The sequence below is a fragment of the Halomonas rhizosphaerae genome (assembly GCF_030010555.1).
GTDB classification, from domain to species: domain Bacteria; phylum Pseudomonadota; class Gammaproteobacteria; order Pseudomonadales; family Halomonadaceae; genus Halomonas; species Halomonas rhizosphaerae.
This window is the reverse complement of the sequence record NZ_JASCQP010000035.1, coordinates 20,819-33,251: the sequence shown is the minus strand read 5'-3', so window position 1 is coordinate 33,251 and position 12,433 is coordinate 20,819. Positions and strand designations below refer to the sequence as shown.

Genomic DNA, 12,433 nt, shown 5'->3' with positions numbered 1-12,433 from the left:
CACCAACGCCGGTCGGGGGCGTATGATATGCAGCCCCTGACGCCAGTGACGCCGACCATGTCCGATTCTCGCCCCCTGCCCCTCATCGGCCGCCACCAACTGCCCAACCGGGTGATCCTGGCGCCCATGGCCGGGGTCACCGACCGACCGTTCCGGACGCTCTGTCGCCGCCTCGGGGCCGGCCTGGTGGTGGGCGAGATGGTCACCTCGGACCCCAGCCTGTGGCATACCCGCAAGTCCCGGCTGCGCATGGACCACCGCGGCGAGCCGGGCCCGCGCAGCGTGCAGATCGCCGGCGGTGACGCGGAGATGCTCGCCGAGGCGGCGCGTCTCAATGCCGAGATGGGCGCCGAGATCATCGACATCAACATGGGCTGTCCGGCCAAGAAGGTCTGCAACAAGGCGGCCGGTTCCGCCCTGCTGCGCGACGAAGCCCTGGTGGCCGAGATTCTCGACGCGGTGGTCGCCGCGGTGGACGTGCCGGTGACCCTGAAGATCCGTACCGGCTGGTGCGCCGAGAGCAACAACGGCGCGCGGGTCGCGCGCATCGCCGAGGAGGCCGGCATCCGGGCCCTGGCCGTGCATGGCCGCCATCGCCAGCAGCGCTACGGCGGCGAGGCGGAGTACGACACCATCGCCGCCATCAAGGCCGCCGTGGGCATCCCGGTGTTCGCCAACGGCGATATCGATTCTCCCGCCAAGGCACGCCGGATCCTCGACTATACTGGGGCGGATGCGGTGATGGTCGGCCGCGCTGCCCAGGGCAATCCCTGGATCTTCCGCGAGATCGACCACTACCTGCGCCATGGCCAGCGACTTGCCCCGCCGGGGGATGAGGAGCGTGCCGAGGTCCTTCGCCACCACCTCGCAGCCCTGCATGACTTCTACGGCGAGCATCTGGGTGTGCGCATTTCGCGCAAGCATCTCGGCTGGTACCTGGCCGGAGATGAACGTTTCGACGACGCCGGGCGGCGTGCCCTGCGGGCCACCTTCAACAGCCTGGAGAGTTGCCAGGCCCAGCGCCGCTTCATCGATGAACTCTTTCGTCACGCCCCCGCCGCGACGCCGCGCCGCGTTGCCCGGGCCGTGGCACCGGATGGAATCTGTGCCGCATGACCAGCAGCCAATCCCTTGACCAGAATGCCGCGCTGCCCGAGCTGGATGCCCGGGCCACCCGTGATCTCGCCGTGCTGAGCGAAGACGTCCGTCCGGGACCACAGGACGACCGCCCTCTGCGCGAGGCCGTGGAAGCCTCGCTGACCCGCTACTTCGATCACCTGGACGGCAGCAGCGTCACCGATCTCTACGCCATGGTAATGGCCGAGGTCGAGGCCCCGCTGCTCGCCTCGGTCCTCGAGCATACCCAGGGCAACCAGACCCGGGCCGCCGAGATGCTCGGCCTGAACCGCGGGACCCTGCGCAAGAAGCTCAAGCACTATGGCCTGATCTGACCGCTCCCACGAGGGAGTCCGTGGCACTCCCTTCGCTTTCCCGCCTCCCCCTTCACCACCATCGACAGAGAAGAGTGACCCCCATGGCCCAAGCCTCCTCCGCCGCGGTTCGCCGCGCCCTGATCAGCGTCTCCGACAAGACCGGCATCGTCGACTTCGCCCGCGGCCTCGTCGAACAGGGCGTCGCGCTGCTCTCCACCGGCGGCACCTTCCGCCTGCTCCAGGAGAACGGCATCGACGTGACCGAGGTCTCCGAGCACACCGGATTCCCCGAGATCATGGACGGCCGGGTCAAGACACTGCATCCGAAGATCCACGGCGGCATCCTTGGCCGCCGTGGCCAGGACGATGCCGTGATGGCGGAGCACGGCATCGTCCCCATCGACATGGTGGTGGTCAACCTCTACCCCTTCTCGGCCACCGTGGCACGGCCGGACTGCGCCCTCGAGGACGCCATCGAGAACATCGACATCGGTGGGCCGACCATGGTGCGTGCCTGTGCCAAGAACCATGCCCACACCACCATCGTAGTGGACGCCGGTGACTACCCCCGGGTGCTGAGCGAAATCGCCGCCGGGGACGGCGCCGTGAGTGATGCCACCCGCTTCGACCTGGCGGTCAAGGCCTTCGAGCATACCGCCGGCTACGACGCCGCCATCGCCGATTACCTGGGCCAGCGGGTACCCGGCGGCGAGGACGGCTTCCCGCGCACCTACAACCTGCAGTTCGAGAAGAAGCAGGCCATGCGCTACGGGGAGAACCCCCACCAGAATGCCGCCTTCTACGTGGAAGCCGACGCCAGCGAGGCCAGCGTGGCCACGGCCACCCAGCTGCAGGGCAAGGCGCTCTCCTTCAACAACGTCGCCGACACCGATGCCGCCTTCGAGTGCGTCAAGGCCTTCACCGACACCGCCTGCGTGATCGTCAAGCACGCCAACCCGTGCGGCGTGGCGGTGGGCGCAAGCCCGCGAGAGGCCTACGAGAAGGCCTTCGCCACTGACCCGACCAGCGCCTTCGGCGGCATCATCGCCTTCAACGTGCCGCTGGACGCCGAGACCGCCCGCGCCATCGTCGACCGCCAGTTCGTCGAGGTGATCATCGCCCCGGGGGTCGAGGGGGAGGCGCTCGCCATCGTCACCGAGAAGAAGAACGTCCGCCTGCTCGATGTCGGCGCGAAGTGGCCCGGCGAGCGCGAACATGCCCACGACTTCAAGCGCGTCACCGGCGGCCTGCTGGTGCAGGACCGCGACCTGGGCATGGTCGGCCGCGACGAGCTGACCGTGGTCACCGAGCGGGTGCCCAGCGAACAGGAGATGCGCGACCTGGCCTTCGCCTGGAAGGTGGCCAAGTACGTCAAGTCCAACGCCATCGTCTACGCCAAGGATGGCCAGACCATCGGCGTGGGCGCCGGCCAGATGAGCCGGGTCTACTCGGCGAAGATCGCCGGCATCAAGGCCGCCGACGAGGGCCTCTCGGTCCCCGGCTCGGTGATGGCCAGTGACGCCTTCTTCCCCTTCCGCGACGGCATCGATGCCGCGGCCGCCGCCGGCATCGCCGCGGTGATCCAGCCCGGGGGCTCCATGCGCGACCAGGAAGTGATCGACGCCGCCAACGAGGCCGGCATCGCCATGGTCTTCACCGGCATGCGCCACTTCAGGCACTGACGCCTGCGCCACGCGGCCAAGCGGCCAAGCGGCCAAGCGGCCAAGCGGCCAAGCGGCCAAGCGGCCAAGCGGCCAAGCGGCCAAGCGGCCAAGCGGCCAGGATGAGTACCTCCCGACCAAAAGCAAGCCCCGAAGGTCTCGACCTTCGGGGCTTGCTTGTAGCTCGGCGCTTGGCGCTATCAGCTTGGCGCTATCAGCCCAGATCGATGCAGAGGTACTTGGTCTCCAGGAACTCCTCCAGGCCCTGGTGGCCGCCCTCGCGCCCCAGGCCCGAGGCCTTGACCCCGCCGAAGGGGGCGGCGGCGTTGGAGATCAGGCCGGTGTTGATGCCCACCATGCCGTACTCCAGGGCGTCGGCGACGCGCCAGACACGCCCCAGGTCCCGGGAGTAGAAGTAGGACGCCAGCCCGTACTCGGTGTCGTTGGCCATGTTGACGGCGTCTTCCTCGTCATCGAAGGGGAAGACCGCCGCCAGCGGGCCGAAGGTTTCCTCGTGGGCCACCTTCATGCTGGTGTTGGCGAAGCTGATCAGGGTCGGCGTGAAGAAGTTGCCGCCCAGCGGGTGCGGATGGCCACCCAGCAAGAGCTCGGCGCCCTGGTCCACGGCGTCATGGACATGCTCGCTGACCTTGGCCACCGCCTTGTCGTCGATCAGCGGGCCGATGTTGATCCCCTCCTGGGTGCCGTCACCGACCTTGAGCTCGCTGTTCATGGCGACCGCCAGCTTCTCGCAGAAGGCGTTGACCACGCTGGACTGGACCAGGAAGCGGTTGGTGCAGACGCAGGTCTGGCCGGCGTTGCGGAACTTGGCGGCCATGGCCCCCTCCACCGCGGCGTCCAGGTCGGCATCCTCGAAGACGATGAAGGGGGCGTTGCCGCCCAGTTCTAGGGAGATCTTCTGGATGTGCTGGGAGGCCTGGGCCATCAGCTGGCGACCCACCTCGGTGGAGCCGGTGAAGGTGATCTTGCGCACCAGCGGCGACTCGGTCATCGCCGCGGCGATCTCGGAGGCGCGGCCCGGCACCACGTTGAACACCCCGCGCGGTACCCCGGCCCGCTCGGCCAGCTTGGCCAGGGCAGTGGCGGAGAACGGCGTCTGGCTGGCCGGCTTGACCACGATGGTGCAGCCGGCGGCCAGGGCGGCACCCGCCTTGCGGGTGATCATCGCCGCGGGAAAGTTCCAGGGGGTGATGGCACCCACCACGCCGACGGGCTGCTTGGTGACCACGATGCGCTGGTTGGGTTTGGCGGCGGGTACGGTCTCGCCGTAGATGCGCCGCGCCTCCTCGGCGAACCAGCGCAGGAAGCTCGCCGCATAGGCGATCTCGCCGGCGGCTTCCTTGAGCGGCTTGCCCTGCTCGAAGGTCATGATCATGGCCAGGTCGTCCTGGTGCTCGAGCATCAGGTCGTGCCACTTCATCAGGATGTCGGCGCGCTCCTGGGCGGTCATCGCACGCCACGCCGGCAGGGCGGCATCGGCCGCGGCGATGGCCCGCTCGGTCTCCGCCCGCCCCAGGCGCGGCACATCCCCCATGGCCTCGCCGGTGGCCGGATTGAGGACGTTGATCTGCTCGCCGCTGTCGGCGGCGACCCAGCTGCCGTCGATGTAGGCGAAGGGACAGTAGAGCTGCGTTTCCGTGAGGGCTTGCATGATCGTCTCCTGCCGCGAAGGCGGCCTCTTGTCGGTTTTCCCCATGCTAAGCGAAAGACCCCGGTGCACCAAGCACCGGGGTCCTTTAATCACCGTCTCGGGTCACCCTCAGCGTGGCCGGCGCGGCTCCCGCGAGTCGGAGAGCGTGATGGAGACGGAGTCGGCGAAGCGCAGCGCATGGGGCTTGTCGATCTCCACCTGAGCGGTCAGCACCTGGTCATGACTCATGATCAGGTCCAGCACCTCGCGGGTCATGCGCTCGAGCAGCAGGAAGCGATGGTCCTCCACCAGGGCGATCACTGCCTTGGTGATGGTGCGGTAGTTCAGCGCCTGCTCGATATGGTTGAACTCGACCGCCCTGTCGGCGCGATAGCGGATCACGGCATTGATCACCACGTCCTGGCGGTTCTTGATCTCGTCGTCCTTGATGCCGATATGGGTGCGCAGCCGCAGGTTCTTGATGCGGATCGTGGCGAGATCATGGTCGAAGTGCTGGTCGTCCAGGGCATGCATCGTCATGGCAGGGCTCCTTGCGGGGGGATCAGCGGCCGTTGACCAGGGTGAGGAACTCCTGGCGCGTGCTCTGCTTCTCGCGGAAGGAGCCGAGCATCACCGATGAGGTCATGCTGGAGTTCTGCTTCTCCACCCCGCGCATCATCATGCACAGGTGGCGCGCCTCGATCACCACCGCCACCCCGCGGGCCTCGGTGACCTGCAGCACCGCCTCGGCGATCTGGCGGGTCAGGTTCTCCTGGATCTGCATGCGCCGAGCGTACATGTCGACGATTCGCGCGAACTTGGAAAGCCCCAGCACCTTGCCGCTGGGCAGGTAGGCGATATGGCACTTGCCGATGAACGGCAGCAGGTGATGCTCGCACATGGAGTAGAGCTCGATATCCTTGACCAGCACCATCTCGTCGGTCTCGGACTCGAACACCGCGCCGTTGACGATCTCTTCCAGCGACTGGGTATAGCCGCGGTTGAGGAACTGCATCGCCTTGGCGGCCCGCTTCGGCGTGTCGCGAAGTCCCTCACGGTCGGGGTCCTCCCCCAGCTCGTGGATGATCCGGCGATAGTGGTTGGCGAGTTCTTCGGTCATGGTCAGGCCCCGTGGCAATGTCGGTGTCCGATGTAACGTTGGTGGATGGCCTGGCCATCACATCATATACAGAAAATATACAAGATTTTAGACTTGTACAATAAAAGAGTCTCGGGACTCGCTATTCTAGCGCATGACGCCCGGCAACGCAGGCGCGGTCGCCGCCAAGAGTGACATCGTGTCGCGTCTTCGCCGTGCGCGGCCGGCTGCCGGTCCGCCCGCCCTGTGGTAGAGTAATGGCTGCTTCATGCTGTGCCCAAGTCACCCTCGAGAGCCCGACATGATCAAGACCCATGCCACTGTGCTGATGGCCGCCATGCTGGCGATGCCGACCCTGGCCATGAGCGATACCCTCGAACTGCCGGCCGATGCGACCGTCGACGTTCAGGTCATCGACGTGCTGACGCTGTCCGAGCAGGCACCGGAACGCAACGATCTGATCATCCATCCGGTGGCCGATGGCGACGCCTCGCATGCCCTGCCGGAATACTGCGTGCTGATCGGCGACGCCAGCCTCGAGGGCGAGCGCATCCGCCTGACCACCCAGTCGCTGACCTGCATCGAGACCGATGGCAGCGAGAGCGAGATCTACAGCGGCGAGGTATCCGCCGCCGCCTACGACAGCGACGGCGACTTCGGACTCGCCGCCTGCCAGGACGGCAACTGCCGCCTGACCCCGGAGCAGACCTTCCAGCTGCGCCTGGCCAGCGACCTGGCCATCGAGCAGCAGGACAACCCCGCCGCCAAAATCAACGAGCAGCGCCGCCAGGCCGAGGGCGAGGGAGTCGCCAACCCGATTCCCGCCCAGGCACCGGATCCCGACGGCGACTGAACGTCACCCCGGTCACGACGAGACGCACCCCGAGGGGTGCGTCTTTCATGGTGGCGGACAAGCCTCCGTCCCCGATCAGGCCAGCCAGCGGGGCCTTGCCTCCAGCGCCTGGCGTTGCTGCTCCAGCATGCGCAGGTGGCCGTCCCAGTAGCCGGCATCGGCCAGCCAGGGGAACGCCGTCGGGAAGGCCGGATCCTCCCAGCGATCCACCAGCCAGGCGCTGTGGCGCAGCAGGCGCAGGGTGCGCAGCGGCTCCACCAGCACGAGCTCGCGGCGGTCGAAGTCACGGTGCTGCTCGTAGCCCTCGGCCACCTCGGAGAGCTGCATCTGGCGCTCCCCCTCCTCTTGCGCGGTGAACAGCATCCACAGGTCCTGGATGGCCGGCGCCATCAGGCAATCGTCGAAGTCGACCAGCGCAAACTGCTCGTCACGCCCGAGGATGTTGCCGATATGGCAATCGCCCTGCACCCGGATCGCCTGTTCCGCGCTCCAGGCATGGGGCGCCAGGCTGCGATGCAGTGTCGCGGTGATGCGCTCGTAGGCCTGACGCTGGCGTCGATCCAGCCAGCGGCTGGCCAGCACCTTGTCGCGGGCCTCGAGCACCATGCCATCCAGGTCCAGCACTCGACGGTGCACGAAACGCCCCCGCTCGCCCACCGCATGCACCGCGCCGATCAGCTCGCCCAGGGCGAACAGGTGGGCCGGATTCTCCAGCTCCGGCGCCTGCCCCGGGAGGTGGGGGAAGAGCGTGAAGCGAAAGCCCTGGGCAAGGTGCAGGCTCTCGCCCGCCGCGTCCCGCCAGGGAGCAGCCACGGCCACTCCGGCCACGGCGAGTTCGGCCAGGAAGTCGTGCTCCTCGCGGATCTGGGCGTCGGTCCAGCGCTCGGGGCGGTAGAACTTCACCACCCAGCGGCGGCGCTCCTCGTCGTGCACCAGGAAGACCCGGTTCTCGTAGCTGTTCAGCGTGAAGGGCTCGCCGGGCAGCCAGAAGCCGAGCGACTCCACCGCCGCGACCACCCGGGCGGGCGAGAGCTGCGAGAAGGGATGGGGGCTGGTGTCCATGGGGGCTCCTGGTACGTCTAGAGCCTTATGCTAACAGGGAAGCGACCGTCAGTGTCGCCCTGCCGGCGTCCGGGCCACCGCCCAGGCCTGCACCTCCTCGGCGCCGGCCTGGCGGCAGGCCATGGCCAGGGCATCCAGCGTCGCCCCGGTGGTCATGACATCATCCACCAGCGCTACCCGTCGCGGCAGGCCTGCGGAGAGGCGAAAGGCACCGCGCAGGTTGCGGCGCCGCTCGCCACGGTCCAGGCCGCGCTGGGTACGGGTGTCGCGGGTACGCTGCGCCAGTAACAGGGGGCAGCGAAGCTGTCGCCCGAGACGCGTGGCCAGCCAGCGCGCCTGGTCGAAGCCTCGCTCACGGGCCCGCCGTGGATGCAGGGGAACCGGGACCAGCGCCTCGGGCCAGCCTCGAACCGCCGGGGGCAGCCCGGCCGCCATCAGCTCCAGCAGCACCCGGCCCGCCCGCGGCGAGGCATCGAACTTGAAGCGCTGCACCAGGCCGGCCACCTCGGCGTCGTAACGCAGCGGCACCCAGGCCCCGTCGAAGGCCGGGGGTCGGCGCAGGCAGTGACCACAGCGACGTCCCCGCGCGGCGCCCGGCTGGGGCTCGGCGCAGCCGGGACAGGCACTCGGGTTCCAGGGCAGCTCCGAGACGCAGGCCTCGCACCAGGGGGCATCCCCCGGCAGGGGTGTCAGACAGAACACGCAGCGACCGGGAAGGGCTCGTCCCAGCCAACCGTCAACCTTGGCTTGCCAGGAGGTTGACATGACGACCGCAGGCCTTAGGCTATCCGTCAACCTGGATATGAACGTCAAGTTGACCATAAGCGAGCCCACCATGATCCCAGCGTCCCACGAATCCCGCACCGCTTCCCTGACCCTAGCCCCGCGGGGCGAGGTCCGCCACGACTGGACGGTCGAGGAAATCGAGGCGCTCTTCGCCCTGCCCTTCAATGACCTGCTGTTCCACGCCCAGCAGGTCCACCGTGCCCACTTCGATCCCAATGCCGTGCAGGTCTCCACCCTGCTCTCCATCAAGACCGGCGCCTGCCCCGAGGACTGCAAGTACTGCCCCCAGTCGGGGCACTACAACACCGGCCTGGGCAAGGAGAAGCTGCTGGAGGTCGAGAAGGTGGTCGAGCAGGCCCGGGCCGCCCGCGAGGCCGGCGCCAGCCGCTTCTGCATGGGCGCGGCATGGAAGAGCCCCCGCGAGAAGGATCTCGACGTGGTGCTGGAGATGGTGCGTCGCGTCAAGGCACTGGGGCTGGAGACCTGCATGACCCTGGGGATGGTCGACAACGACCAGGCTGGCCGCCTGGCCGAGGCCGGGCTCGACTACTACAACCACAATCTCGACACCTCGCCCGAGTACTACGGCGAGATCATCACCACCCGCACCTACGCCGACCGCCTGGAGACCCTGGGCAACGTGCGCCAGGCGGGCATGAAGGTCTGCTCCGGCGGGATACTCGGCATGGGCGAGGCGCCCCGCGACCGCGCCGCCCTGCTCCAGCAGCTGGTGCGCCTGGAACCGCACCCGGAGTCGGTGCCGATCAACATGCTGGTCAAGGTCCCCGGCACGCCGCTCGAGGACGTGGACGATCTCGACCCCATCGACTTCATCCGCGCCATTGCCGTGGCCCGCATCCTGATGCCGGCGAGCCATGTGCGCCTCTCCGCGGGTCGCGAGCAGATGAATGAATCCACCCAGGCGCTGGCCTTCCTGGCCGGGGCCAACTCGATCTTCTACGGCGACCAGCTGCTGACCACCGCCAACCCCCAGGCGGAACAGGACCGGGCGCTGTTCGACAAGCTGGGCCTTCATCCGGAAGTCGTGGGAAAGAGCGCAGGTGAGACCTGCGCCGACGATGCTCGCCAGCAGGCCGACCTGGAAGCCGCTCTTGAAGCCAGAGCGGCACGCCAGGCCGCGGCGGCGCTCGACGCGAGGGCCGGTGAGCTCGCCTACGACGCCACCCGGGCCTGATCCGCGATGCAGAATGCCTGGAGCAGCTACCTCGCCGAGCGCGCCGCGATCCAGCGCCACAGCGGGCGCTGGCGACGTCGCCGCACCCGCTGCGCGGGCGACGGGCGCCGTGACTTCGCCGGGAACGACTACCTGGGCCTGGCCAGGGACCCGCGTCTCGCCGAGGCCCAGGCCCAGGGCGCACGACGCTTCGGCGCCGGTGGGCGAGCCTCGCACCTGGTCAGCGGCCACCTCGCGGTGCACGAGGCCCTGGAACAGCAACTGGCCGCGCTCACCGGCCGGCCGGCCGCGCTGCTCTTCTCCACCGGCTACATGGCCAACCTCGGCACCCTGCAGGCGCTCTGCGATCCCGACACCCGGGTGTTCCAGGACCGCCTCAACCACGCCTCGCTGATCGATGGCGCCAGGCTCGCCGGTGCCCGCTCGCGGCGCTTCCACCATGGTGACCTCGGGGACCTCGAGCGGCTACTCGCCCGCGCCCCGGGCGACGGGCGCACGCTGGTGGTCAGCGACGGGGTATTCAGCATGGATGGCGACGTGGCCGATATCGCCGGGCTGGCCGCGACCAGCGCCCGCCATGGCGCCTGGCTGATGGTCGATGACGCCCATGGCCTGGGCGTGCTGGGCGAGGCCGGTGACGGCTGCGTGGGCCGCGTCCATGGCATCGAGCGGGTCCCCGTGCTGGTCGGCACGCTCGGCAAGGCGCTGGGCTCCGCCGGCGCCTTCGTGGCGGGAAGCAAATCGCTGATCGAGCATCTGATCCAGTTTGCCCGCCCCTATGTCTATACCACCGCCCAGCCCCCGGGAGTGGCCGCGGCCACCCTGAAGGCCCTGGCGTTGCTCGAGGCCGAACCCGACCGGCGCACCCGCCTGGCCACGCTGATCGCGCGCTTCCGCCGCGAGGCCCGCACCCTGGGGCTGCCGCTGGCCGCCTCCAGCACGCCGATCCAGCCGCTGGTGCTGGGCGATAGCCAGCGGGTGATGCACTGGGCGGCCTGGCTGGCCGAGCGCGGGATCACGGTCGGCGCGATCCGCGAGCCCACGGTGCCCCGCGGCCAGGCGCGGCTGCGCATCACCCTGAGTGCCGCCCACACGGATGCCGACCTCGACGCCCTGCTCGACGCCCTGGCCGACTGCCGAGCCCGGGAGGCCCTGGCCAGTGGGGAGGCGAGCCCATGACGCGCCTGGTGCTGCTCTCCGGCTGGGGCTGCGACGCCCGCCTCTGGCAGCCGCTGGCCGAGCACTGGCCCGAGGGGCTGGCGGTCAGCGCCCCCGACTGGCCCGGCTACGGGACCCGTCCTCCGCTGGCGGACCCCGGCAGCCTGGCTCAGCTGGCCGACGCCATGGGCGACGATCTCTCGGCGGACGCCATCTGGGTAGGCTGGTCGCTGGGCGGCCTGCTCGCCACCGCCCTGCTGGACCACCTGCCCGCGCCGCGTGCCCTGGTACTGCTCGGCATGAGTGAGCGCTTCTGTCATGAAGCGGGCATCCCAGAAGCGGAGCTGGCCGCCTTCCGTCGGGCCTTCGCGCGTGCCCCGGAGGCGACCCACCGGCACTTCCTGCGCTGGCAGCTCCAGGGCGAGTCTGACCCGCTCGCTGCCTACCGGCGGCTGCGCGAGCTGCTCGGCGATAACGGCGGCGCCGACCACGCTACCCTGGCCGCGGGGCTCGACCAGCTCGCCGGGCTCGACAACGCTGACCGGCTGGCCCGTTCGCCCTGCCCGGTATGGCGCGTCGGGGGGGATCGCGACCCGCTGCTGGCACCCGCATGGCGCACGAGCGCCGATTATCGCCTGGTCGATACCGGCCACTGCCCGATGCTCGGCCAGCCGTCGTCACTGGCCGCCTGCCTCCTCGGCATCGCCGGGGTGCCCGCGCCATGAGTGCCTTGCCGCTCGCCGCCCCCGCCTGCCGGAGCGCGACCCGGGGAGAGGACTGGCAGGCCCGTGTGGCCCACGCCTTCTCTCGCGCCGCCCCTCGCTATGCCGAGCGAGCCGTCGCCCAGCGGATCATGGCCGAGCCGCTTCGGTCTCGCCTTCCCGGGCATGCCGAGAGGGTACTGGACCTCGGCTGCGGGCCGGGCGAGCTGACCGCGCAGCTGGCCGGGCGCTTCGGTGCCGGCTGCACGGTCATCGGTCTGGACCTTGCCCCGGGCATGCTCGAGGTGGCCCGCCGCACGCACGGCGACGCGGCCCGCTGGCTGTGCGGCGATGCCGCCGCCCTGCCGCTGGAGGAAGCCAGCCAGGAGCTGGTGGTCTCCAACCTGGCGATCCAGTGGTGTCCGGACCTCGACGCCGTGATGGCCGAGCTTCGCCGCGTCCTGCGCCCGGGCGGCCGGGCGCTGGTCAACACCCTGGGACCCGGGACCCTGGCCGAGGTCGGACGGGCCTGGTCGCGCCCAGGCCGGCCCGCCGGCCTGCTGACCTTCCGCGACGCCGCCTGCCACCGGCGAGCGGCCCGGGCGGCGGGCTTCTGCCGCATCGACTGCCAGGAGCGGGCGGTGCGCTTCCATTATCCCGACCTCGCCGCGGTGATGGCCTCCATCAAGGGCGTCGGCGCCCAGACATCGCGGCCCGGGGGCCGGCTCACCCGCGCCGACCTGGCCCGGGCGTCGCGCCGCTTCGAGACACAGCGCGAGCCCGAGGGCCTGCCCGTGACCTATCGCCTGCTGACCCTGGAGCTGGAAACCTGAC

13 protein-coding genes are annotated in these 12,433 nt (G+C 69.5%); 8 read left to right on the top strand and 5 right to left on the bottom strand.

Going from position 1 to position 12,433, the window contains the following annotated elements; genetic code table 11:
• The first annotated feature begins 57 nt into the window (after nucleotides 1–57).
• The 3 genes from dusB to purH all read left to right on the top strand — a co-directional run bounded on the left by dusB (nucleotide 58) and on the right by purH (nucleotide 3,115).
• Complete coding sequence (dusB, locus tag QLQ83_RS16030; protein ID WP_282736514.1) at nucleotides 58–1,116, top strand: tRNA dihydrouridine synthase DusB; 1,059 nt, start codon at nucleotides 58–60, stop codon at nucleotides 1,114–1,116.
• Nucleotides 1,113–1,451, top strand: coding sequence for a DNA-binding transcriptional regulator Fis (fis, locus tag QLQ83_RS16025; RefSeq protein WP_282736513.1), 339 nt, complete (start codon nucleotides 1,113–1,115; stop codon nucleotides 1,449–1,451). The genes dusB and fis overlap by 4 nt, the downstream gene beginning before the upstream one ends.
• 83 nt (nucleotides 1,452–1,534) lie before the next feature.
• On the top strand, nucleotides 1,535–3,115 hold the full coding sequence (gene purH / locus QLQ83_RS16020) for a bifunctional phosphoribosylaminoimidazolecarboxamide formyltransferase/IMP cyclohydrolase (RefSeq protein WP_282736512.1): 1,581 nt from the start codon (nucleotides 1,535–1,537) through the stop codon (nucleotides 3,113–3,115).
• A 193-nt stretch (nucleotides 3,116–3,308) separates the two neighbouring features.
• On the opposite strand, the gene QLQ83_RS16015 is transcribed toward purH, so the two are convergent.
• From QLQ83_RS16015 to folE, 3 genes are all read right to left on the bottom strand, one after another.
• The gene (locus QLQ83_RS16015; RefSeq protein ID WP_282736511.1) at nucleotides 3,309–4,766 is read right to left on the bottom strand and encodes an NAD-dependent succinate-semialdehyde dehydrogenase; all 1,458 of its coding nucleotides are present in this window, start codon (nucleotides 4,764–4,766) and stop codon (nucleotides 3,309–3,311) included.
• Between the two features lie 108 nt (nucleotides 4,767–4,874).
• A complete protein-coding gene (folX, locus tag QLQ83_RS16010) occupies nucleotides 4,875–5,285 on the bottom strand; it encodes a dihydroneopterin triphosphate 2'-epimerase (protein ID WP_282736510.1) in 411 nt (136 codons plus the stop codon).
• 22 nt (nucleotides 5,286–5,307) lie between these two features.
• Nucleotides 5,308–5,865: a GTP cyclohydrolase I FolE gene (gene folE, locus QLQ83_RS16005; RefSeq protein WP_282736509.1), complete on the bottom strand. Its 558-nt coding sequence runs from the start codon at nucleotides 5,863–5,865 to the stop codon at nucleotides 5,308–5,310.
• A gap of 280 nt (nucleotides 5,866–6,145) precedes the next feature.
• On the opposite strand from folE, the gene QLQ83_RS16000 reads away from it, so the two are divergent.
• Complete coding sequence (locus QLQ83_RS16000; RefSeq protein WP_282736508.1) at nucleotides 6,146–6,697, top strand: TraB/TrbI/VirB10 family type IV secretion system protein; 552 nt, start codon at nucleotides 6,146–6,148, stop codon at nucleotides 6,695–6,697.
• A 75-nt stretch (nucleotides 6,698–6,772) separates the two neighbouring features.
• On the opposite strand, the gene QLQ83_RS15995 is transcribed toward QLQ83_RS16000, so the two are convergent.
• Both QLQ83_RS15995 and QLQ83_RS15990 read right to left on the bottom strand, forming a co-directional pair.
• Nucleotides 6,773–7,759 carry a serine/threonine protein kinase gene (locus tag QLQ83_RS15995; protein ID WP_282736507.1) on the bottom strand — a complete coding sequence of 329 codons (987 nt, stop codon included), beginning with the start codon at nucleotides 7,757–7,759 and terminating at the stop codon, nucleotides 6,773–6,775.
• A 48-nt stretch (nucleotides 7,760–7,807) separates the two neighbouring features.
• Nucleotides 7,808–8,524 carry a ComF family protein gene (locus QLQ83_RS15990; protein ID WP_282736506.1) on the bottom strand — a complete coding sequence of 239 codons (717 nt, stop codon included), beginning with the start codon at nucleotides 8,522–8,524 and terminating at the stop codon, nucleotides 7,808–7,810.
• A gap of 70 nt (nucleotides 8,525–8,594) precedes the next feature.
• On the opposite strand from QLQ83_RS15990, the gene bioB reads away from it, so the two are divergent.
• The 4 genes from bioB to QLQ83_RS15970 are packed head-to-tail and all read left to right on the top strand — an operon-like array spanning nucleotide 8,595 to nucleotide 12,432.
• Entirely contained in the window at nucleotides 8,595–9,740 is a 1,146-nt protein-coding gene (bioB, locus tag QLQ83_RS15985) for a biotin synthase BioB (protein ID WP_282736603.1), read from the top strand.
• A gap of 6 nt (nucleotides 9,741–9,746) precedes the next feature.
• The gene (gene bioF / locus QLQ83_RS15980) at nucleotides 9,747–10,919 is read left to right on the top strand and encodes an 8-amino-7-oxononanoate synthase (RefSeq protein ID WP_282736505.1); all 1,173 of its coding nucleotides are present in this window, start codon (nucleotides 9,747–9,749) and stop codon (nucleotides 10,917–10,919) included.
• Entirely contained in the window at nucleotides 10,916–11,623 is a 708-nt protein-coding gene (locus tag QLQ83_RS15975) for an alpha/beta fold hydrolase (RefSeq protein ID WP_282736504.1), read from the top strand. The genes bioF and QLQ83_RS15975 overlap by 4 nt, the downstream gene beginning before the upstream one ends.
• On the top strand, nucleotides 11,620–12,432 hold the full coding sequence (locus tag QLQ83_RS15970; protein WP_282736503.1) for a methyltransferase domain-containing protein: 813 nt from the start codon (nucleotides 11,620–11,622) through the stop codon (nucleotides 12,430–12,432). The genes QLQ83_RS15975 and QLQ83_RS15970 overlap by 4 nt, the downstream gene beginning before the upstream one ends.
• Nucleotide 12,433: the final 1 nt, after the last annotated feature.

Bases quoted from the DNA above. Each gene is read 5' to 3' on its own strand.
- dusB (WP_282736514.1), top strand. From the start codon at position 58: ATGTCCGATTCTCGCCCCCTGCCCCTCATCGGCCGCCACCAACTGCCC.
- fis (WP_282736513.1), top strand. From the start codon at position 1,113: ATGACCAGCAGCCAATCCCTTGACCAGAATGCCGCGCTGCCCGAGCTG.
- purH (WP_282736512.1), top strand. From the start codon at position 1,535: ATGGCCCAAGCCTCCTCCGCCGCGGTTCGCCGCGCCCTGATCAGCGTC.
- QLQ83_RS16015 (WP_282736511.1), bottom strand. From the start codon at position 4,766: ATGCAAGCCCTCACGGAAACGCAGCTCTACTGTCCCTTCGCCTACATC.
- folX (WP_282736510.1), bottom strand. From the start codon at position 5,285: ATGACGATGCATGCCCTGGACGACCAGCACTTCGACCATGATCTCGCC.
- folE (WP_282736509.1), bottom strand. From the start codon at position 5,865: ATGACCGAAGAACTCGCCAACCACTATCGCCGGATCATCCACGAGCTG.
- QLQ83_RS16000 (WP_282736508.1), top strand. From the start codon at position 6,146: ATGATCAAGACCCATGCCACTGTGCTGATGGCCGCCATGCTGGCGATG.
- QLQ83_RS15995 (WP_282736507.1), bottom strand. From the start codon at position 7,759: ATGGACACCAGCCCCCATCCCTTCTCGCAGCTCTCGCCCGCCCGGGTG.
- QLQ83_RS15990 (WP_282736506.1), bottom strand. From the start codon at position 8,524: ATGTCAACCTCCTGGCAAGCCAAGGTTGACGGTTGGCTGGGACGAGCC.
- bioB (WP_282736603.1), top strand. From the start codon at position 8,595: ATGATCCCAGCGTCCCACGAATCCCGCACCGCTTCCCTGACCCTAGCC.
- bioF (WP_282736505.1), top strand. From the start codon at position 9,747: ATGCAGAATGCCTGGAGCAGCTACCTCGCCGAGCGCGCCGCGATCCAG.
- QLQ83_RS15975 (WP_282736504.1), top strand. From the start codon at position 10,916: ATGACGCGCCTGGTGCTGCTCTCCGGCTGGGGCTGCGACGCCCGCCTC.
- QLQ83_RS15970 (WP_282736503.1), top strand. From the start codon at position 11,620: ATGAGTGCCTTGCCGCTCGCCGCCCCCGCCTGCCGGAGCGCGACCCGG.